At 74.0% G+C, this 20306-nt stretch carries 18 protein-coding genes; 4 read left to right on the top strand and 14 right to left on the bottom strand.

The window, feature by feature from the left end; translation table 11 throughout:
• Nucleotides 1-49: 49 nt before the first annotated feature.
• From ACFY23_RS03380 to ACFY23_RS03350, 7 genes are all read right to left on the bottom strand, one after another.
• Nucleotides 50-514, bottom strand: coding sequence for a DUF4442 domain-containing protein (locus ACFY23_RS03380; RefSeq protein ID WP_350684788.1), 465 nt, complete (start codon nucleotides 512-514; stop codon nucleotides 50-52).
• A gap of 106 nt (nucleotides 515-620) precedes the next feature.
• Nucleotides 621-1916, bottom strand: coding sequence for an ABC transporter ATP-binding protein (locus tag ACFY23_RS03375; RefSeq protein WP_350684787.1), 1296 nt, complete (start codon nucleotides 1914-1916; stop codon nucleotides 621-623).
• A 220-nt stretch (nucleotides 1917-2136) separates the two neighbouring features.
• Nucleotides 2137-4344, bottom strand: coding sequence for a bifunctional glycosyltransferase family 2 protein/CDP-glycerol:glycerophosphate glycerophosphotransferase (locus ACFY23_RS03370; protein WP_350818898.1), 2208 nt, complete (start codon nucleotides 4342-4344; stop codon nucleotides 2137-2139).
• Nucleotides 4345-4360: 16 nt separating this feature from the next.
• Complete coding sequence (locus ACFY23_RS03365) at nucleotides 4361-6367, bottom strand: DUF5941 domain-containing protein (protein ID WP_387035436.1); 2007 nt, start codon at nucleotides 6365-6367, stop codon at nucleotides 4361-4363.
• Nucleotides 6364-7110 (bottom strand): ABC transporter ATP-binding protein, encoded by a 747-nt coding sequence (locus ACFY23_RS03360; protein WP_350687090.1) that lies wholly within the window; start codon nucleotides 7108-7110, stop codon nucleotides 6364-6366. The genes ACFY23_RS03365 and ACFY23_RS03360 overlap by 4 nt, the downstream gene beginning before the upstream one ends.
• Before the next feature lie 2 nt (nucleotides 7111-7112).
• A complete protein-coding gene (locus tag ACFY23_RS03355; protein ID WP_350818900.1) occupies nucleotides 7113-7940 on the bottom strand; it encodes an ABC transporter permease in 828 nt (275 codons plus the stop codon).
• Nucleotides 7941-7999: 59 nt separating this feature from the next.
• Entirely contained in the window at nucleotides 8000-9370 is a 1371-nt protein-coding gene (locus ACFY23_RS03350; RefSeq protein ID WP_350685261.1) for an L-serine ammonia-lyase, read from the bottom strand.
• 404 nt (nucleotides 9371-9774) lie between these two features.
• Here ACFY23_RS03350 and ACFY23_RS03345 point away from each other — a divergent pair, with 404 nt between their 5' ends.
• Nucleotides 9775-9981: a PspC domain-containing protein gene (locus tag ACFY23_RS03345; protein ID WP_350685262.1), complete on the top strand. Its 207-nt coding sequence runs from the start codon at nucleotides 9775-9777 to the stop codon at nucleotides 9979-9981.
• Nucleotides 9982-10113: 132 nt separating this feature from the next.
• Here ACFY23_RS03345 and ACFY23_RS03340 read toward each other — a convergent pair whose 3' ends face one another.
• From ACFY23_RS03340 to pdxH, 7 genes are all read right to left on the bottom strand, one after another.
• Complete coding sequence (locus ACFY23_RS03340; RefSeq protein ID WP_350685264.1) at nucleotides 10114-10878, bottom strand: DUF4230 domain-containing protein; 765 nt, start codon at nucleotides 10876-10878, stop codon at nucleotides 10114-10116.
• A gap of 143 nt (nucleotides 10879-11021) precedes the next feature.
• Nucleotides 11022-12182 (bottom strand): acyl-CoA dehydrogenase family protein, encoded by a 1161-nt coding sequence (locus ACFY23_RS03335; RefSeq protein ID WP_350685266.1) that lies wholly within the window; start codon nucleotides 12180-12182, stop codon nucleotides 11022-11024.
• A gap of 35 nt (nucleotides 12183-12217) precedes the next feature.
• Nucleotides 12218-12523 carry a type II toxin-antitoxin system VapB family antitoxin gene (locus ACFY23_RS03330; protein ID WP_350685268.1) on the bottom strand — a complete coding sequence of 102 codons (306 nt, stop codon included), beginning with the start codon at nucleotides 12521-12523 and terminating at the stop codon, nucleotides 12218-12220.
• 190 nt (nucleotides 12524-12713) lie between these two features.
• Nucleotides 12714-13316 (bottom strand): nitroreductase family protein, encoded by a 603-nt coding sequence (locus tag ACFY23_RS03325; protein WP_350685270.1) that lies wholly within the window; start codon nucleotides 13314-13316, stop codon nucleotides 12714-12716.
• Nucleotides 13317-13328: 12 nt separating this feature from the next.
• On the bottom strand, nucleotides 13329-14258 hold the full coding sequence (locus tag ACFY23_RS03320) for an aldose 1-epimerase family protein (protein ID WP_350685271.1): 930 nt from the start codon (nucleotides 14256-14258) through the stop codon (nucleotides 13329-13331).
• A 53-nt stretch (nucleotides 14259-14311) separates the two neighbouring features.
• On the bottom strand, nucleotides 14312-15613 hold the full coding sequence (locus ACFY23_RS03315; RefSeq protein WP_350685272.1) for an MFS transporter: 1302 nt from the start codon (nucleotides 15611-15613) through the stop codon (nucleotides 14312-14314).
• Nucleotides 15610-16239 (bottom strand): pyridoxamine 5'-phosphate oxidase, encoded by a 630-nt coding sequence (pdxH, locus tag ACFY23_RS03310; RefSeq protein ID WP_350685279.1) that lies wholly within the window; start codon nucleotides 16237-16239, stop codon nucleotides 15610-15612. Before pdxH ends, ACFY23_RS03315 begins: the two co-directional genes overlap by 4 nt.
• Nucleotides 16240-16524: 285 nt before the next feature.
• On the opposite strand from pdxH, the gene ACFY23_RS03305 reads away from it, so the two are divergent.
• The 3 genes from ACFY23_RS03305 to sepH all read left to right on the top strand — a co-directional run bounded on the left by ACFY23_RS03305 (nucleotide 16525) and on the right by sepH (nucleotide 20299).
• Nucleotides 16525-17631 (top strand): citrate synthase 2, encoded by a 1107-nt coding sequence (locus ACFY23_RS03305; RefSeq protein WP_350685273.1) that lies wholly within the window; start codon nucleotides 16525-16527, stop codon nucleotides 17629-17631.
• A gap of 270 nt (nucleotides 17632-17901) precedes the next feature.
• Nucleotides 17902-19029: a phosphoserine transaminase gene (gene serC, locus ACFY23_RS03300; RefSeq protein ID WP_350685275.1), complete on the top strand. Its 1128-nt coding sequence runs from the start codon at nucleotides 17902-17904 to the stop codon at nucleotides 19027-19029.
• A 187-nt stretch (nucleotides 19030-19216) separates the two neighbouring features.
• On the top strand, nucleotides 19217-20299 hold the full coding sequence (gene sepH / locus ACFY23_RS03295) for a septation protein SepH (protein ID WP_350685276.1): 1083 nt from the start codon (nucleotides 19217-19219) through the stop codon (nucleotides 20297-20299).
• Nucleotides 20300-20306 lie beyond the last annotated feature (7 nt).

Below are 20306 nucleotides of genomic sequence, written 5' to 3'. Positions count from 1 at the left end.
CAGACCTCCGCGCCGGCAAACCGGTTTCGGTCGGCTCGCCCGGGATGACTCAGTGCGGGCGCAGCGTCCAGACGACGGTCATCGCCCCGGTGCCCTTCCCTTCCTCGGTGGCGATCTCCACCTGCACCGGGAACTCCGGCCGCCCGCCGGCCTCCAGCTCGGCGACCACCTCCGCGGGGGATCGACCGAGCCGCGCCGTCGCCAGCACCGGGCCCATGGCCAGCTTCCGGTACGCGATCTCGGCCCGCACCGCCAGCGGCGTGGCTCGGTCGAGCAGCGGCGCGAACGCGGCCAGCACGACCGCGCCGGAGGCGGTCTCGCCGAGGGTGAACATGGCCCCGGCGTGCGGCCCGCCGACGTGGTTGTGGGTGGCCGGCGAGTCGGGCAGGCGGACGACGGCCCGCACCCCGCCCTCCGCCTCGGGGGCCACCTCGACGAATTCGAAGCCGAGCGTGCGCGCGAACGGCACGGCCTCCAGCATGCCGGCGGCCACCTGGCGCGAGTCGATGGTCATGCCCCAACGTTACTAGCCAGTAACTTCCGCCACAAGCCCCGCCCCGGTGCAAGGAAGGGGCCCTTCCTCTACACCAAGCGTTAACCAGGTGCCCTTCCTTGCGCCGTCAGCGCCAGCCGACGTCGATGCGGTCGCCCCGCTCGTCGAAGAAGTGCAGCGCGTCCAGGCGTACGGCGACGGCCAGGGAGTGACCGGCGGTGACCGCCGGGTACGGCTCGAGCCGGACCGCCAGCTCGGCCGGACGGCGATGGTGCCGGCCCGGGTCGTTCAGCACGCTGGTCCGGGCCCCGGGGGCCGGGGCGGGCTCCTCCTCCACCGCGCGCCCGGTCAGCCGCTGCACCACCTGGCCGAAGCGGCGCAGACCGCGCTGCTCGGCCGGGGCGTCGACGGGGGTGCCCATCTCGTCCACCACGATGGCGGTGGCTCCGATGTCGAGGAACGCGAGCGACTCGTGCCCGTGGTGCTCCAGGTAGCGGATCCGGCCGTGAAGCACGTCGCCCGGCGTGTCCGGCGCGACCGGGGTGAGCGCCTCGGCCCGCATCCCGACCACGATCCGCTCGCCGTGGTAGTGCGCGACCGCCCGGCTGCGGATGTCGTCCCAGGGCAGGTAGAGCGCCTGCTCGCCGATGGTGAGGGCGACGTAGCGGTCCAGGTGGACATAGACCGACGCCTCCAGCAGGTTCATCCGCGGGCTGCCGAGGAACGCGGCCACGTAGAGGGTGGCGGGGCGGCCGTAGACCTGGGTCGGGGTGCCCACGTCCTGGAGGACGCCCCTGCGCATGATGGCGACCCGGTCGGCCATGGTCAGCGCCTCGGCCTGGTCGTGGGTGACGTAGATGGTGGTGACGCCCAGCTCGCGGGTCAGCCCGGAGATCTCGGCGCGCAGCTCGGCCCGGAGCCCGCTGTCGAGGTTGGACAGCGGCTCGTCCATCAGGAACAGGCCGGGGCGGCGCACGATCGCCCGGCCCATCGCGACCCGCTGGCGCTGCCCGCCCGAGAGCTGGTTGGGCTTGCGGCCGAGCACCTCGCCGATGCCGAGCGCGCTGGCCACGTCGGTGACCCGCTCGCCGCGCGGCTCGGGCTCCACCCCGGCCAGCCGGAGCGGGAAGGCGATGTTGTCGCCGACGGTCATGTGCGGATAGAGCGCGAAGTCCTGGAAGACCATGGCGATCCTCCGCTCGCGCGGCGGCAGGTCGTTGGCCAGCTCGCCGTCGAGCAGCACCGCGCCCGACGTCGGGTCCTCCAGCCCGGCGACCATCCGCAGCACCGTGGACTTCCCGCAACCCGACGGGCCGAGCAGCACCATGAACTCGCCGTCGTCGACGTCCAGGTTCACGCTGTCGACGGCGAGGGTGCCGTCCCTGAACACCTTGGTGACATCCCTGAGCGCGACGGTGGTCACCGTCCCCTCCCCCCAGCTCGTCGGCCGAAACCCCGAATGACTGTGACGAAGATCATTCGATCCCGATATCGGGTAAACGTGCCATGTTCGACTCGTGACATTCCTGTTGCGCGCACCGGCGGGACGGGCGGGCGAGCCCTGGGCGGGCGGTCGCGGTCAGCAGCGGCAAAACAGGCGGGCGGTCGCGGTCAGCAGCGAGGAAACGGGCGGGCGGTCGCCGTCAGCAGCGGCGGGGCTGCGGCTGCTCGCCGAGGAAGACCCGGCGGACCACCCGTTCGGCGGCGTGGCCGTCCTCGAGCGCGCAGAACCGGGCCCGGAACCGCTGCCGGGCCGTCGTCGCCTCCGCCGAGTCGACCCCGCCGGCGCGGAACAGGTCGAGCAGGTCGGCGAAGCTGGTGGCCACCGCGCCGGGCGGCTCCGCGAGCAGGTCGAAGTAGACGCCGCGGGCCAGCCGGTACGCCTCCCAGTCCGGGGCGTAGACGACGATCGGCCGGTCCAGCACCGCGTAGTCGAACATCGCCGACGAGTAGTCCGTGACCAGCACGTCCGCCACGAGGTAGAGGTCCTCGACGCGCGGGTGACCGCTGACGTCGCGTACCCGGTCCCGGTCCACCGGGCGCCGGGCCCGCCGGTCCCGGTCGTGGAAGTAGTGGCTGCGCATCAGCAGCCGGCCGGCCGGGCCGAGCACGTCGAGCAGCCGCTCCGGGTCGAACGGCGGCCGGTAGCCGGGCAGGTGTTCCCGGTGCGTCGGGGCGTACAGGACGACCCGCTCGCCGAGGCCGAGGCCGAACTCCGCGCGCAGCCGGAGCACCTCTTCGGCGGTGGCGGTGACCAGCCGGTCGTTGCGCGGGTAGCCCACCTCCAGGGTGGTGTACGTCGCCGGATAGGCCCGCTCCCACATCTGCGTGGAGAAGCTGTTCGCGCTGACGCTGAAGTCCCACCGGTCCACCCGGCGCAGCAGCCCGGCGAAGTCCATCCCCACCGCGCCGATCGGGTACCGCTGCTGGTCGAGCCCCATCACCTTCACCGGCGTGCCGTGGTGGGTCTGCAGGTGCACCGACCCCGGCCGCTTGCGGACGAAGTCCGGGAAGTTCACGTTGTTGACCAGCCAGCGCGCCCGGGCCAGCGCCCGGTAGTACGCGGGGGTGCCGGCCACCACGTACTCGACGCCCTCGGGCACGGTGTGCACCCGGTCCCGCCGGACGATCCACACCCCCCGGACCTGCGGCGCCAGCCGCCGCGCCGCCTCGTGGACAGCGGCCGGGTTGTCCGCGTAGCCGCGGTACCAGTAGGCCGCGTACACGGCCAGCGTCGGGTCGATGGGCCGACGCAGCTCGGCCCGGTAGTACTCGCGCAGCAGCCCGTCCCGGGCCAGCCGGGCGGCCCGTCGGGCCCTGGGCGCGACCCGGCGCTTCGTCGTCCGGGCGGTACGCCGGGCGGTGTCCCGCGCCCGGTAGGCGGTGCGCAGGGCGCTGAACGTGCGCCACCGGCCGGCGGCCACCAGCCGGTGCTTGAGCCCCTCCGCGCCCCCCGGGGCCGGGTAGCCGCCGGGCGGCAGCCAGCGCGCGTGGTCGGCGGTGATCTGCGCGAAGAAGGCGGGCCGCAGCTCGGGCGCGATCCGCTCCCCGTTGCCGAGCACGGTCAGGTAGTGCCAGATCATCCGCTCGAAGACCGCCGGGCGCAGGTCGTCGACCGCCGACCCCCAGGAGTCCATCAGCCGGAACACCCGGTGCCACTGGTGGAAGACCTCGAAGTGCCGGTCGCCCCGGGTCCTGGTGATCGCGCCGGCCCGCCGCTGGCGGTAGTTCACGCAGACCCGGTCCAGCACGCCGATCCGCTCGGCGGCCATCAGCACCGGGTAGCTGAACGAGACGTCCTCGTACCAGCCGGGGGCGAAGCGCAGCCCCTTCTCGCGCAGGAACTGCCGGCGGACCAGCCGGTTCCAGGCGGTGTGCAGCAGCCGCAGCGTCTCGGGCCGGTCCCGCAGCCGGAAGGTGCCCTCGCCGGGCGGCTCGGGGAACACCTCCGCCATGGCGCTGCGGGTGGAGGCGTTGTTCCAGTGCGTCCGGACGTGGTCGACCAGGAGCACGTCGGGGCGGGTGGCGCGGAGACGCTCGGCCACCTCCACCAGGCACTCCGGGGCGAGCCAGTCGTCGCCGTCGACGAACCAGACGTACTCGCCGACGGCCCGGTCCAGCCCGACGTTGCGGGCCGGACCGAGCCCGACGTTCTCCGTCAGCCGGACGGCGTGCATCCGCCGGTCGCGGGCGGCGTACTCGGCGAGGATCTCGCCGCTGTCGTCCGGCGAGCAGTCGTCGACGCCGATCACCTCGATGTCGGCGACCGGCTGGTCGAGGATGGAGTCCAGGCACTCGCGCAGGTAGCCCTGCACCCGGAAGGCCGGCACGACGAAACTGATCAGGGTCATCCGGCCGGCCCCTCCGTCAGCCCGGCGAGCGGTCTCCCGCACCGGCCAGGCCCACCGACGCCCGCGCGGCGCGGGCGGGCAGGACGACCCAGGCGAGGACGACACTCCCCACGAAAACCACGAGAAGGTACGTACCGAGTGTAGCCATCCCGATACCCGCAATTCCGACGATCGCGGCCAGGGTCAGCAGCACCGACCGCCCCTCCCAGCCCAGCGTGAGACCGTGCAGCGGCGGCGCGGACTGCCGCTTCTCCAGCCGGGCGGTCAGGTCGTAGTGGTGCAGGGTCAGCACGAAGACGTACCCGAAGACCAGCCACGGCGGCACGTCGCCGACCACCCCGACCGCGATGGCGAGGAGGTACTCCCCCGCGCGCAGCGCGGCCGGCACCAGCCAGTCCAGCGGCCCGTTGTGCGCCGCGCCCGCCCCCAGGCCCCCGACCAGGAGCACCAGCAGCGCGACCGGCACCGCCCAGCCCAGGCTCGCCCCACCGTCGCCGGTGAGCAGGGCCGCCACCAGCAGCGCCGCCGGACCCAGCGCCGCGACGACCGCCAGGGTCAGCGGGCCCATCGGGCGGACCACCGGCAGCCGGCGGGCCAGCGGGCCGTCGTCGCGGTGCAGGGTGGCGTCGACCGTGTCCAGCACCGGCACCCACATCCAGCGGGCGCGCAGCGTGCGCAGCGCCCCGGTGTACGCGAACGCCAGCACCCCCCACGCCAGCACCGCGTACAGGCTGACCAGCGGGCCGAACAGCGCCACGGTCAGCGCGATCAACGCCCACCGCTCCCCGATCGGGAAGACCACCGTCCGCTTGAGCCAGTACGACACCGACCCCGTGTCGGCCTGCACCCGGTTGGAGGCCGCGTTCAGCTTGTCGCCGATGCCGCCGCCCCCGGCGCCGACCGCCTTCGGCCGGCGCGCGGCCTCGTCGTGCAGTACGCCGTACCAGGTGTCCGTCATGTGCCGGACGGTCTGCAGCGTCATCGCGGCGATCGCCAGCGCCCAGCCGTACCGGAACCCGGCCTGGGTCGCCCCGTAGCCGAGGCCGGCATAGACCACGTACTCCTTCGCGCGGTCGGCCATCGTGTCCAGCCAGCCGCCCCAGGCGCTGAAGTGCCGCGTGTAGCGGGCTAGCTGGCCGTCCACGCAGTCGAGCACGAAGCCGAGGTAGAGCAGCACCGCCCCGGCGACCAGCGCCGGCCGGCCGCCGGCGCCGAACAGCACGGCGGCGGCCACCGCGAAGGCCACCGAGATCATCGTGACGGCCGTCGGGCCGAGCCCGAGCCGGGCGCACGCCTTCGTGACGTACGGGGACCAGGTGCTGACGAAGAAGGTGGTGAAGAAGTCGTCCCGCTCCTTCACCGAGAGCCGCAGTTCCGCCCGGTCCTCGTCGACGGCGGCCACCGCCGCCTCCGCGGCGGTCAGCCCCGCCGGGTCGGTCACCCGGTGCGCGACGAGCAGGCGTACGCGATGGGCGAAGGTCAGCGCGCCGAGCCCGGTGAGGCCGGCGAAGAGCCGGTCCACGGCGGGCCCGGCCGACGACGGCGCGGCGGCCGACGGCGCGCCGGCGGGCAGCACCCCGGCGGCGGCCGCGCGCGCGGCGGCGGCGAGCGACGGCAGGTCGTCGACGCCGACCCGCAGCGCGCCCCCGAAGGTCCCGGTGGCGTCGCCGTTCAGCGTCTCCGAGGGCCCGGCCTCCACCACCTGGCCGCGCTCCTCGCGCACGGCGGTGCGCCCGTGGCCGGCCGGGTCGGTCAGCACCAGCGCCACCGTCGGCCCGACCGGGCTGGTCGCCAGGTGCCGCAGGACGGCGGTGTGCGCGACCAGGTCGGCGCCGGTGACCAGCACCGGGCCGGTGGCGGCGTCCACGAGGGCGGCCAGCTCGTCCAGGTCGGCGGCGCGGCGCACCTCGCCCGCCCCGGCGCTGCGGAGCTGGGCGGCGAGCCGGTCGGCGAGGGGTTCGCCCGTGCGGGTGGGGAGGCTCGCGGCCGGGGCGTCGGCGGCGAGCACGATCGCGAGCGTCACCGCGGGACCGCGGTGTGGTACGCGTCGAGCGCCTCGGCGATCGTGCCGTCGACGCTCAGCCGGCCCCCGTCGAGGTAGAGCCCCCGACGGCAGAACCGGGTCAGGTCCTTTTCGTTGTGTGACACCAGCACCAGAGTGCGCCCCTCCCCGAGCAGACGGTCGATCGTCGCATAACACTTCTTGCGGAACTCCGCGTCCCCGACCGCGGTCACCTCGTCCATCAGCAGGATGGGGTGCGGCAGGTGCGAGATGATCGCGAAGCCGAGCCGGACCTTCATGCCGGACGAGTAGTGCCGCACCGAGGTGTCGATGGCCCGCTCCACCTGCTCGCCGGCGAACGAGACGATGTCGTCGAAGTGCCGCCTCAGGTACGCCGACGACAGCCCGTGCAGCCCGCCGACCAGGTAGAGGTTCTCCCGCCCGGTCAGGTCGTTGGAGAACCCGGCGGACAGCTCCAGCAGCGGCGCCACGTCCCCGCGCACCCGGATCCGCCCCTCGTCGGGGATCAGCACCCCGGCGATCAGCCGCAGCAGCGTGCTCTTGCCGGTACCGTTGCGGCCGATCACGCCGACGGTCTCGCCGGCCGCCACCGAGAACGACACGTCCCGCAGCGGCCAGAACTGGCCGGCGGACGCGCCTCGCGTGCCGCGGTGGATGAACAGCTCGCGCAGCCGAAGCTGCCGCCGGCGGTTGCGGACGAAGCGGATGCCGAGCCCCTCGGCCTCGATGATCGGGTCGGCCATCGTCACAGTTCCTTGAGCACGGCGGGTTCGAGCCGGCGGAACGACCACCAGCCGACGGCCAGCACCAGCAGGCTGACGCCGACGGTGGTGGCGAGCAGCCGGGCGTCCGGGAACTCGTCCGGGTACCAGACCGCGTGGTGCAGCTGGAAGATGCCGACCAGCGGGTTCAGCTCGTACGCGATCTTCAGCCAGCCCGGCAGGTCGGCGTCCCGCACGAGGCTCAGCGGGTAGATGATCGGTGTCGCGTAGAACAGCACCCGGATCACCAGCCGCATGAACCGCTCCACGTCGCGCATCAGCACGTTGACCGCCGAGAGCAGCAGCGCCAGCCCCACCAGCAGGACGGCCTGCACGGCCACCGCCAGCGGCAGGGCGAGCAGCGACCAGCCCAGGTCGACCCGGCCGTACGCGGCGTATCCGACGGCGACGGCGACCAGGATCGGCAGGCCGGCGGCGTACTCGGCGAAGCGGCCGGTGACCCGGCCGATCGGGAAGACCTGCCGGGGCACGTTCATCGTCGTGATCAGCCGGGACTGGCCGGTCAGCGCGTTGGTCGCCTCGCTCAGCGCCGAGCTGGTCCACATCCAGGCGAAGATCCCGGTGATCAGGAACAGCGGGTACGAGTCGGCCGCGTCACCGAGGTGGCGGGTGGTGTCCCGGGAGTAGAGGACGCCGAAGACGAACCAGTAGATCGCCCCCATGCCGAGGGGCTCGATCAGCGACCAGACGTAGCCGAGCACGGACTGCTGGTACTTCACCGCCAGGTCGCGCCGGACGAGGATGCGCAGGGAGTTTCGGTGCGACCACAACGCCGCGACGCCAGAGGTCATCGCCGCCTCCCGCCTCACCGGACGGACGACAGGTTAGCAGCCGGTGAACGAACGCCCCCTCAGCACTCGATCACGTTGACGGCCAGGCCGCCGCGCGCCGTCTCCTTGTACTTCACCTTCATGTCCGCGCCGGTCTCGCGCATGGTCTTGATGACCTTGTCGAGCGATACGTGGTGCACCCCGTCGCCGCGCAGCGCCAGCCGGGCGGCCGTGATCGCCTTGATGCTAGCCACCGCGTTCCGCTCGATGCAGGGGATCTGCACCAGGCCACCGACCGGGTCGCAGGTCAGCCCGAGGTTGTGCTCCATGCCGATCTCGGCGGCGTTCTCCACCTGCTCCGGGGTGCCGCCCAGCGCCTCGGCCAGCCCGGCGGCGGCCATCGAGCAGGCCGAGCCCACCTCGCCCTGGCAGCCCACCTCGGCGCCGGAGATCGAGGCGTTCTCCTTGAACAGCACGCCGATCGCGCCCGCCGCCAGCAGGAACCGGACCACCCCGTCCGCGGTGGCGGCCGGCACGAACCGGGTGTAGTAGTGCAGCACCGCCGGGATGATCCCGGCCGCCCCGTTGGTCGGCGCGGTGACGACCCGGCCGCCGGCCGCGTTCTCCTCGTTGACGGCGAGGGCGAAGAGGGTCACCCAGTCCATCGCCCGCAGCGGGTCGGCGGGATCGGACTCCGTCGCCAGGCTGCGGCGCAGCTCGGCGGCGCGGCGACGGACCTTCAGCCCGCCGGGCAGCACCCCGTCCCGCGAGCAGCCGCGCTCGACGCACTCCCGCATCACCCGCCAGATCTCCAGCAGGCCGGCGCGCACCTCGCCCTCGCTGCGCCAGGACAGCTCGTTGGCGAGCATCACGTCGCTGATCGACAGCCCGGTCGACGCGGTCACCTCCAGCAGCTGCGCGCCGGTGAGGAACGGGTGCCGCACGCGCGTGGTGTCCGGCTTGATCCGGTCCGCTCCGGCCGCCGCCTCGTCGACGACGAACCCGCCGCCGACCGAGTAGTACGTCCGCACGCGCAGCTCCGCGCCCCGGTCGTCGTACGCGACGAAGGTCATCCCGTTCGGGTGGTACGGCAGCGACCGGCGCCGGTGCAGCACGAGGTCCCGGTCCGGGTCGAAGCCGATCTCGTGCGCGTCGAGCAGGCTCAGCCGGCGCTCCGCCCTGATCCGGCTGATCCGCGCGTCGACGGTGTCGGTGTCGACCGTCTCCGGCGCCTCCCCGGCCAGCCCGAGCAGCACCGCGCGGTCGCTGCCGTGGCCGTGCCCGGTGGCGCCCAGCGACCCGAAGAGTTCCGCCTGCACCCGGGCGGTGCCGGTCAGCAGCCCGTCGGCCTTCAGCCCCGCGACGAACGTGCGGGCGGCCCGCATCGGCCCCACGGTGTGCGAGCTGGACGGCCCGATGCCGACGCTGAAGAGGTCGAAAACGCTGATCATGCTGCACTTCCTCGCCGTCGTAACCCTCGCGGGGTCCGGCCCGGTCCTGGCCGGCCCGGACCGGGCGGCCGTCCGGCCACCCGGGGTGCGGGTGCCCAACCGGCGAGCCTACCCGCCCAGGTCAGCACCTGCCCGGCGCGTCGACCCGGCCGTCGGTATCCGGCGAGTCGCCGCCCCTCCCCGCGCACCGCGCCGCCGCCTCGGCCGACGGACGGGCCGGCGCCACGCCGTCACGGGTCGACATCGCGCGGCGCCGACCGGGCGGCGCGTCGCACGCCGGGCTCCCGGGTAACCACCTACGGGTACGCGGGCCGCCGATCCTCCTCGCGACCGAGGGCGCGGTGGGCGCCCGTTCCTACCGTTGAGGCAGATGCGGCGAACGCCGCAGAGTGGGGAGTACGACGATGAGTCGCAAACTGGTCCGCCCCCGTCAGGGACGCATGTTCGCCGGTGTCTGCGCCGGCCTGGCCCAACGTTTCGGCACGTCGGCGGGGTTCGTCCGGCTGCTGTTCCTGCTGTCGCTGCTGCTGCCCGGCACCCAGGTGATCGTCTACCTGGTGCTCTGGGTTCTGATGCCCAACGAGGACCGCTACGCCGCCACCAGTTACTGACCTCCGCGGGCGACCGACCCACGCCTGCCGCACACGGGCTGCCCCCTGCACGACCTCGCCGACCCGCCGCCCACCTGACCGACAGCGCCCGCCCCGTCGACCGGGGCGGGCGCTGTCGTGTCCGTGGCGGTGTCAGGGCGCGGTGTAGGTGACCGTCACCCGCTCGTAGCCGAGGGAGCGGAGCAGGCCCTCCAGCATCTTGCGGGTGTTCTCCTCGGCCCGCTGGGTCAGGCCGCTGTCCCGGGCGGCGGTGGTGATCCGCTCCTCGGCGAGCTGGTAGACCTGCTGCTGGCGGTTGGGGTCGCCGTCCACCAGCTCGCCGATCCGGTTGAGCAGCCCGCGCTCCTCGGCGAAGACGTAGCTCTTCTCCAGGTCGAGGTTGGTCTTGCCGAGCTGCGGCGCCGGCAGCTTGATCTCCACCGACTTGCCGTCGGCCGACTCGACCACCGCGCCCTCGGAGATCTTGGCGAAGTCCACGTACGCCTCGACGCTGCCCGCCCCCACGAAGAGGGTGCGCTGGTTGAGCAGCCAGTCGGGCACGTTGCGCCGGTCGTTCTGGAGGTCCACGACCACCTGGAAGTTGCCCTCGGCGGCGACGTAGCGGCTGAGATCCTGGATCGACTTCAGCAGCGGCGGCTGGCTGCGGTCGGTCTGCTCCTTGGCGAACGGGTTGCGGAAGTCCGGCAGGATGCCCGTGGCCTGCACGCCGAGCAGCACCACCACCGCCAGGGCCGCCGCGCCGAGCACCCACAGCAGGCCGCGGGCGGGCCCGCCGGCCGGCGTCGGCGCGCCCGGCGCGGGCTCGGGCGCGACGTCCGTCCGGGCTTTGAGCTCCTCGCCGGTCGGGTAACCCGGAAACTCCTTCGTGGGCTCGTTGATGTCACCGTCGCGGGCCATGGCCCTCACCGTCCTCGTCAGACACGTCGTCTGTCATGACGGTAAGGCCCCGGTACGACCGGCGCTCGCCGAGCGGCGCGACCGGGTGCGCCCGCCTCGCGGTGACCGGCGCGGGCACCGGCTCGGCGGGCGGAAACCGCAGGTCAGGCGAAGGCCGACAGCCCGGTCAGCCGCTGCCCGATGACCAGTTGGTGGATCTCCGAGGTGCCCTCGTAGGTGAGCACGCTCTCCAGGTTGTTGGCGTGCCGCATGACCGGGTACTCCCCCGAGACGCCGTTCGCGCCGAGGATGGTGCGGCACTGCCGGGCGATGGCCAGCGCCTCCCGGACGTTGTTGAGCTTGCCCACGCTCACCTGCTCGGGACGCAGCCGCCCGGCGTCGGCGAGCCGCCCCAGGTGCAGCGCCAGCAGCGCCCCCTTGTTCAGCTCGACGGCCATGTCGGCGAGCTTGGCCTGGGTGAGTTGGAAGCCGGCCAGCGGCCGGCCGAACTGGGTGCGCGTGGTGGCGTACTCCAGGGCGGTCTCCAGGCAGTCGCGGGCCGCGCCGAGCGCGCCCCAGACGATGCCGTGCCGGGCCTCGGTCAGGCAGCTCAGCGGCGCCTTGAGCCCGACCGCCTCGGGCAGCCGGGCGTCCGCCGGGAGCCGCACGTCGTCGAGCACGACCTCCCCGGTGACGGAGGCCCGCAGCGACATCTTGTGCCGGATCTCCCGCGCCGTCACCCCCGGCGTGTCCATCGGTACGGCGAAGCCGCGCACGCCGTCGTCGGTGCGCGCCCAGATCACCGCGACGTCGGCGATCGGCGCGTTGGTGATCCACATCTTGGCGCCGGTCAGCACCCAGTCGTCGCCGTCGCGGCGGGCCCGGGTGGTCATCGACGCCGGGTCGGAGCCGTGGTCGGGCTCGGTCAGCCCGAAGCAGCCGATCGCCTCGCCGGTGGCCATCGACGGCAGCCAGCGCTGCTTCTGCTCCTCGCTGCCGTAACGCCAGATGGCGTACATGGCCAGCGAGCCCTGCACCGAGACCAGGGAACGGACGCCGGAGTCGCCGGCCTCCAGCTCCAGGCAGGCCAGCCCGTACGCGACGGCCGACGCGCCGGCGCAGCCGTAGCCCGTCAGGTGCATGCCGAGCAGGCCGAGCTTGCCGAACTCGACGGCCAGCTCCCGGGCGGGCACCCGGCCCTCCTCGTACCAGCCGGCGACGTGCGGGCGGACCCGGTCGTCGACGAGCTGGCGCACGACGGCGCGGATCTGCCGCTCCTCCTCGGTGAGCGAGGAGTCCAGGTCGAGCAGGTCGGTACGGCTCATGGCAGCCACCTTAACGAAGCCTCAGGGCCGGCCGTTCACTCGACGGGACCGGAGAGGACGAGCACCCGGGCGTGGATCTGGTTGCGCTGCTGGAGCGCCGCCCGCAGCGCGCGGTGCAGCCCGTCCTCCAGGTAGAGCCCGCCGTTCCACTGCACCACGTGCGGGAAGAGGTCGCCGTAGAACGTCGAGTCCTCGGCGAGGAGCTTGTCCAGCGCCAGCTCGCGCTTGGTGGTGATCAACTGGTCCAGGCGCAGGGGCCGCGGCGGGATCTCCGCCCACTGCTTGAGCGTCAGGTTGTGCTCCGGGTAGGGACGCCCGTCCCGGACCGCTCTGAAGATCACGACGGCACGCTCCCCTCCCCCTAGGCCCGGCCGAGCCACGACGCGGGGCCGGGTCGCGGCGTGGCACCGCGACCCGCGGTGCCGATGACCGTGCCAGCGTAGCGGGCTGCGACACCCCGCGTTCTGCTCCCTGATGTCAGTTTCGCTACCCGCCGTCCGGTTCACAACCGGGCGAAACGCCCGGAGCCGCTCAGCTCCACCGCCCGCGCCGGATCACCTCGTCCGCCGGACGCCGCCCCCGGCGCAGCGACGGTGACCGGTGGTCCGGCATCCGGTAACCCACGGTGACCGCTCCGATCGGCTCGTACTCGTCCGGCACCCCGAACGCCTCGCGGTAGGCGTCGAGGCGCTGCGGCGGGATGCCGAAGAAGCACGCCCCCAGCCCCTCGTCCACGGCGGTCAGCAGCATCAGCAGGGCGGCGAAGCCGGTGTCGACGTACCAGTAGGGCACCGGCCAGCGCTCCGCCGAGCGGTCCGCCCAGCCCTTGTCCGGCTCCGCGTACCGCTCGAGGTAGGCGGAGCGGTTCGCGTGCGGCACGACGATCAGCGGGGCCCGGCGCATGCCGGCCAGCCAGCGCTCCCGGCCGCCCCCGCCGGGGGTGGCCGCCGCCCAGAAGAGCTCCCGGTCCGCCTGCTCCTCCAGCACCAGGAAGCCCCAGCCCTGGGCGAAACCGGCCGACGGGGCGCGGACCGCGTGGTCGAGCAGCCGCCCCACCACCTCAGGCGGCACGGGACGGTCCGGGTCGTAGTTGCGGACCATCCGGCGCCGCCGGACCACCTCGCTGAACTCCATGCGCTCCCCCGCTCAGACCCCGGGCCGTACGCCCCAGACACCCCGCCAGGTCGCGCCCGGCTTCAGGGTGATCACGTCCCGGCCGGAGCGGAACGCGTCCGGCGGGCAGGTCATCGGCTCCACCGCGACGGAACGGCGGCACCGCTGCCCGGGAAGCGCGTCGCCGGTGAACACCTGCCACCAGCCGAACTCCCGGTCCGCCCAGATCCGCACGCCCGCCGAGCCGTCCGGCGCGGCCAGGCTGACCGTCGAGCCACCGTCGTCGTCGCGGATCACGTCGCCGAAGGCGAGGTCCAGCCGGGCGCGGCCGATCCGTCGGGGGCTGGTCCAGTCGTACTCGGTGCCGGCGACCTCGCTGGCGCCGATCGGCAGCAGCCGGGAGTCCACCTGAAGCCGCGACCGGGCCGGCAGCCGCATCGACAGGTCGTCCACCGCCACCCCGGGCACGCGCAGGTACGGGTGCACGGCGAAGCCGAACGGCGCGGGCTCGACGCCGAGGTTGGTCGCCTCGTGCTCCGCGCGCAGCCCGTCCGGACCGACACTCCACCGGGTGCGCAGCCGCAGCGACCACGGGTAGCCGGGCTGCGGCGGCAGGTCGTAGCCGACGGTCACCGCGTCGGGCGACCGGTCCAGCAGCCGCCACGGCACCCAGGCGACCAGCCCGTGGATCGCCACCGCCCGGTCCGGCTCGCTGAGCGTGAGCTGCAACAACCGGTCACCGAAGGTGTAGCGGCCGTCGCGGATCCGGTTCGGCCACGGGGCCAGCACCTGCCCGGCGCAGCCGGGGCACATCTCGTCGGCGTCGTACCCGTCGAGATGGTCGACCCCGTCGGAACGGTATGTCCGCACCCCGCCGCCCACCTCCACGATGACGGCCTCGTGGCCGGCGCCGGAAATGGTCCACTGTGCGCCCGAAGGCGACCTCTGGTCGGGGGTGTCCATGCGGGGGACCCTAACCGTTCGCGCCGTGTCGTCGCTCGCCCCGACCCGACCGGTCAGCCCCGTTCGGAGCCGGAGGCGGACGCCGCCCGGTAACGCAGCAGCGCCGGGAACGCCACCGCGAGCAGCACCGCGAGCGCCGCGGAGATCAGCCCGCCGCTGACCCAGGCGACCCCGCCGCCGAACCCGGCCGCGACCGCCCCGGCCCGCAGGTCACCGAGGCGCGGGCCGCCGGCGATGACCACCGTGTTGACGCCCTGGAGCCGGCCGCGCATCCGATCCGGCGCGTAGACCAGCAGCATGGACTGCCGCAGCACCGCGCTGACCAGGTCGGCCGCGCCGGCCACCGCGAGCAGCAGCACCATCAGCCAGAGCTGGCCGGCGAGCCCGGCCACCGCCACGGCGAGGCCCCAGGCGACGACGGCCGCCACCAGCGCCAGCCCCTGCCGGCGGAGCCGGCCGATCCAGCCGGAGGTGAGCCCGCCGAGCATCGCGCCGAGCGCGATCGCGCTGTAGAGCCAGCCGACCGCCGCCCCGCCGCCGAACCGCTCCTCGGCGATCTCCGGAAAGAGCGCGCGGGGCATGGCCAGCACCATCGCGATCAGGTCGATGGCGAAGGAGAGCAGCAGCACCGGCGTGGTGGCCAGGTAGCGCAGCCCGTCGACGATGCTGGCCAGCCCGGCCCGCCGGGGAGCGTCGGCGCCGTCCGGGTCCGGCTCCGGCGGCATCGCCGGCAGCCGGAAGGTGGCCCACACGGCGACGGTGAACAGCACGGCGTCGAGCGCGTACGCGATCGGCAGGCCGACCTCGGTGTCCCAGCGGGCGAAGATCAGGCCCGCGGCGAGCGGCCCGAAGACGGCCGCCGCGGTGTAGGTGGTGAAGTTCAGCGTGCTCGCCGCCGGCACCAGGTCCAGCGGCACCAGCCGGGGCAGGATCGCGTTACGGGTGGGCGAGCTGATCGCGAAGGCGATCGACTGCACCGCCACCAGCACCAGCAGCAGCAGCGGGCTGCCGACCCCGAGCAGCGCCTGCACCAGCAGGCCGAGCGTCGAGGCCCACAGCACCGCCGAGGTGGCCAGCAGCACCGTGCGCCGGTCGCGCGCGTCGGCCACCGCGCCGCCCCAGAGCCCGAAGACCAGCAGCGGTACGAACGCCGCGATACCGATCAGCCCGACCCAGAGCGAGTCCTCGGTCAGCGCGTACATCTCCACGGGCACGGCCACCGCGGTGAACTGCATGCCGAACATCGCGATGCCGTTGCCGAGCCACATCCGCCGGTACGCCGGCACGGCCAGCGGGCGCAGGTCGATCGCGAACCGGCGCAGCCCGCGCGGCCGGGGTTCCTTGAGCTGGGTCACGGGGCCAGCCGCTCGACGGTCCACTCCCCGGCTTCGGTGCGCCGGAACCGCAGCCGGTCGTGCAGCCGGCTGGCCCGGCCCTGCCAGAACTCCACGGACTCCGGCCGCACCCGCAGCCCGCCCCAGTGCGGCGGCGCGGGGATCGGCTCGACCTCGGCGAACCGCTCCGCCGCCGCCCGGTACGCCTGGTCCAGCGCCGCCCGGTCGGGGACCACCCGGGACTGCGTGCTGGCCCAGGCGCCGAGCTGGGAGCCGCGCGGCCGGCTGGCGAAGTACGCCTCGGTCTCCGCCCGGTCGACCCGCTCCACCCGGCCGGCGACCACCACCTGCCGTTGCATCGGGAACCACGGAAACACCAGACTCGCGTACGGGTTGGCGGTCGCCTCGGCGCCCTTGCGGGAGCCGTAGTTGGTGAAGAAGACGAAGCCCTCGGGGTCGTACCCCTTGAGCAGCACCGTCCGCGCGCTCGGCCGGCCGGCGGCGTCGGCGGTGCCGACCACCATCGCGTTCGGTTCGGGCAGCCCGGCGGCGACCGCGTCGGCGAACCAGCGGTCGAACTGGGTGTGCCAGTCGGCGGCCAGGTCCGCCTCGGCAAGGCCCATGTCCGCGGCGTACTCGTTACGCATCGCGGCCGGGGGCACTGTGTTGCCCGTCACGTTCTCTCCCCTCCCCGTCGACCCGACCCGCGCCCTCTGAGCAGGCCAGCCCGTACCGCCCAGTGTCGCCGACGCGTCCGGGCCGCCCCGGGCGGGGCATGTCGCGTGCAGCACAGTCGCAGCGGGTCGCGCATCCGGTTACCCAGCAGGCAAGATGTCACGAACACATCCCTGATGAGGGTCGCCTGGGGCGCTCGGCCGGCTGGCCGGATGAGGGCCCGAGCGGGCGCGCCGAGCAGACCCAGGAGAGATGACATGGCCGATTTCAAACCCGGGCTGGAGGGCGTCGTAGCCTTCGAGACCGAGATCGCCGAACCCGACCGCGAAGGCGGCGCGCTGCGCTATCGCGGGGTCGACATCGAGGACCTCATCGGCCAGGTCTCCTTCGGCAACGTGTGGGCGCTGCTGGTCGACGGGCGGTTCGGCCCGGGCCTGCCGCCGGCGGAGCCGTTCCCGGTGCCGGTGCATTCCGGTGACATCCGGGTGGACGTGCAGTCCGCGGTCGCGATGCTCGCCCCCTACTGGGGCCTCGACCAGCTCCTCGACATCTCCGACGAGCAGGCCCGCGAGGACCTCGCCCGGGTGTCGGTCACCGCGCTGTCCTTCGTCGCCCAGTCCGCCCGCGGCCTCGGCCTGCCGGCGGTGCCGCAGAAGGAGATCGACAAGGCGTCCACCATCGTCGAGCGGTTCATGAAGCGCTGGCGCGGCGAGCCGGACCCGCGGCACGTCAAGGCCGTCGACGCCTACTTCATCTCGGCCGCCGAGCACGGCCTGAACGCCTCCACCTTCACCGCCCGGATCGTCGCCTCCACCGGCGCGGACGCCGCGGCCTGCATCTCCTCCGGCATCGGCGCCCTCTCCGGCCCGCTGCACGGCGGCGCCCCCTCCCGCGTGCTCAGCATGCTCGAGGCGGTCGAGCGCAGCGGCGACGCCGAGGGCTACGTCAAGGGCGTCCTCGACCGGGGCGAGCGGCTGATGGGCTTCGGCCACCGGGTCTACCGGGCCGAGGACCCGCGCGCCCGGGTGCTCCGCCGCACCGCCAAGGAGCTGGGCGCGCCGCGCTTCGAGATCGCCGAGGCGCTGGAGAAGGCCGCGCTGGCCGAGCTGCAGGCCCGCCGCCCGGACCGGGTGCTCGCCACCAACGTCGAGTTCTGGTCGGCCGTGGTGCTCGACTTCGCCGAGGTGCCGGCGCACATGTTCACCTCGATGTTCACCTGCGCCCGGATGGGCGGCTGGAGCGCGCACATCCTGGAGCAGAAGAAGCTCCAGCGCCTGGTGCGCCCGTCGGCCCGCTACGTCGGCCCGGGCAGCCGCAAGCCCAGCGACGTCGAGGGCTGGGACGCCATCCCGCACGGCGTCTGAGATGTAAGGAAGGGCCCCTTCTTAACGCCTCGTGCATAGGAAGGGGCCCTTCCTATGCACCTGGGCGGGGCGTGTTGTGGCGGATGCCTCACGCCCGGGTGTGGGACCAGCGGCCGGACCGGCCCGCCCGGGTGGGAGGATGAAGGCCGGCAGTGTCGCCGGACCAGGCCCGGATCCCGGCCCCCCGCGCGCCCGCGCGCGTCCGCCGTCGATCCGCGCCCGACTCAAGACCGGGCCCGCCCTCGCCCATGCGGAAGGATCTCGACAACCGTGGCTGACGCACCGACCATCCGGATTCCCGACGACCTCAAGCCCGCCGACGGAAGGTTCGGCTGCGGGCCTTCCAAGGTCCGTCCGGCGGCGGTCTCCGCGCTCGCCGACGTGGCGACCAGCTACCTGGGCACCTCCCACCGGCAGAAGACCGTCCGCGACCAGGTCGCCCGGCTGCGCCGTGGCATCGCCGAGTTCTTCTCCCTGCCCGAGGGCTACGAGGTCGTGCTCGGCAACGGCGGCACCACCGCGTTCTGGGAGGTGGCGACGTTCGGCCTGGTCCGGGACCGGGCGCAGTTCGCCAGCTTCGGCGAGTTCGGCGCGAAGTTCGCCAAGTCCGTCAAGGACGCGCCGTTCCTCGGCGAGCCGACCATCCGCAAGTCGGAGGCCGGCACCGCCCCGAGCCTGGTGGCCGAGGCGGGGGTCGACGTCTACGCCACCCCGCACAACGAGACCTCGACCGGCGTCGCGGTGCCGATCAGCCGGGTGGCCGGCGCCGACCCCGGCTCGCTGCTGCTGGTCGACGCCACCTCCGGCGCCGGCGGGCTCGACGTCAACGTCGGCGAGACCGACGTCTACTACTTCGCCCCGCAGAAGTGCTTCGGCTCCGACGGCGGCCTCTGGCTGGCCCTGATGTCCCCGGCCGCCCTGGAGCGGGCCGGCGAGATCAAGGCGTCGGGCCGCTACATCCCGGCCTTCCTCGACCTGGTCACCGCGATCGACAACTCGCGGCTGGAGCAGACCTACAACACCCCGGCGCTGGCCACCATCTTCCTGGCCGCCGAGCAGACCGACTGGATGAACGCGCAGGGCGGGCTGGCCTGGGCGGCCAAGCGCACGGCCGAGAGCGCCGCGATCGTCTACGGCTGGGCGGAGCGTTCCGAGGTGGCGACGCCGTTCGTCGCCGACCCGGCGCTGCGGTCCAACGTGGTCGCCACCATCGACTTCGCCGACGGGGTCGACGCCACCGCGATCGCCAAGGCGCTGCGCGCCAACGGCATCGTGGACACCGAGCCCTACCGGAAGCTGGGCCGCAACCAGCTTCGGGTCGCGCTCTTCCCGGCCGTCGAGCCGGCCGACGTCGAGGCGCTGACCGCGTCCATCGACTACGTGGTCGAGCGGCTCTAGGTAACCGTCACGTTCGGTGGCCGCCGGCCCGTCCGACGACCACCGAACGTGATCATCGCCGCAGCTCAGTCGCGACATGCGGGTGTCGCATCCCCCACCTCGGGGAAGATACGCGTACGGTGGTGCGAGACGCCCGGGTGGCCGGCTCGTGGCGTGACGGCCAGCGAAGCGGGACGGAGGCAACGCTATGCGCCCAGTACGCTTCGTCGCCCTCTCCGAGGACGGCCAGGCCCTGGTGCTCGCCGACGAGGTCGGGCGGCTGCTCGCCCTGCCCATCGACGAGCGCATCGCCGGCGCGCTGCACGCCGAGCCCGGCGCCCCGCCGCTCGCGGTGGCCCCGGCCACCGCCGCCGACCCGGTGCCCTCACTGTCCCCACGGGACATCCAGGCCCGGATCCGCTCCGGCGAGTCCGCCGAGGACGTCGCCCGGATCGCCGGCGTGCCGGTCGACCGGGTGCTGCGTTACGCCGGCCCGGTGCTCCAGGAGCGGGCCATGCTCGCCCAGCATGCCCGGCGCACCCGGCTCAAGGGCGCGGAGAAGCCGACCCCGCTCGCCGAGGTCGTCAACGGCCGGCTGGCCCAGCACGGGATCGACACCGAGAAGATCTCCTGGGACGCGTGGCGCCGCGACGACGGCACCTGGCGGATCGTCGCGACCTGGCCGTCGGGCAAGGCGACCGCGCAGGCGGTCTGGGATCTCGACAAGACCCGGCAGGCGGTCACCCCGCACGACGACATGGCGCAGTACCTGTGCGCCGAGCGGCCCACCCCGATCCTCGGGCAGGAGCCGGCGCCGGAGCGGGGCGGCCACGCGCTGCCCGGCCCGTCGCGGGGCGAGCCGAGCCGGGGCGGGCACGGCCTGCCGGCGCCGGCCGAGCACAGCCGGCCCGGCCGCGACCCGATCCGGGCCGGGCGGGACGCCCTGCTCGCCTCCCTCGACCGTCCGCTCGGCTCGACGTCGGGCCGCGGGCTCGACCCGCGCTCCCCGGCCGCCCTGGCGGGGCAGGACGCGCCCCGGCAGCGACCGGTCGGCGGCGGCGCGGCGGCGCTGCTCGGCGGCGGGCAGGGTTCCGCGTTCGACGACGACTCGGACGCGCCCAAGGAGGTGCCGGCCGTGCCGTCCCTGGCGGTGCTCCGGCCCCGCCGCACGGGCGCGCCGGCGGCTGCCGCCGGCGAGTCGGCCGAGGCCGGGGGCAAGCCCCGCAAGCGCCTGCCGAGCTGGGACGACGTCCTCTTCGGCAGCGGGCCGGCGGCCCGCGAGTCCTCCTGACGCGTCG

Origin of the sequence: Micromonospora sp. NPDC000121 (genome assembly GCF_042899165.1) — a bacterium.
Taxonomy (GTDB): domain Bacteria; phylum Actinomycetota; class Actinomycetes; order Mycobacteriales; family Micromonosporaceae; genus Micromonospora.
The sequence above is the reverse complement of the archived record's forward strand: the minus strand, read 5'-3'. Positions and strand labels throughout refer to the sequence as shown.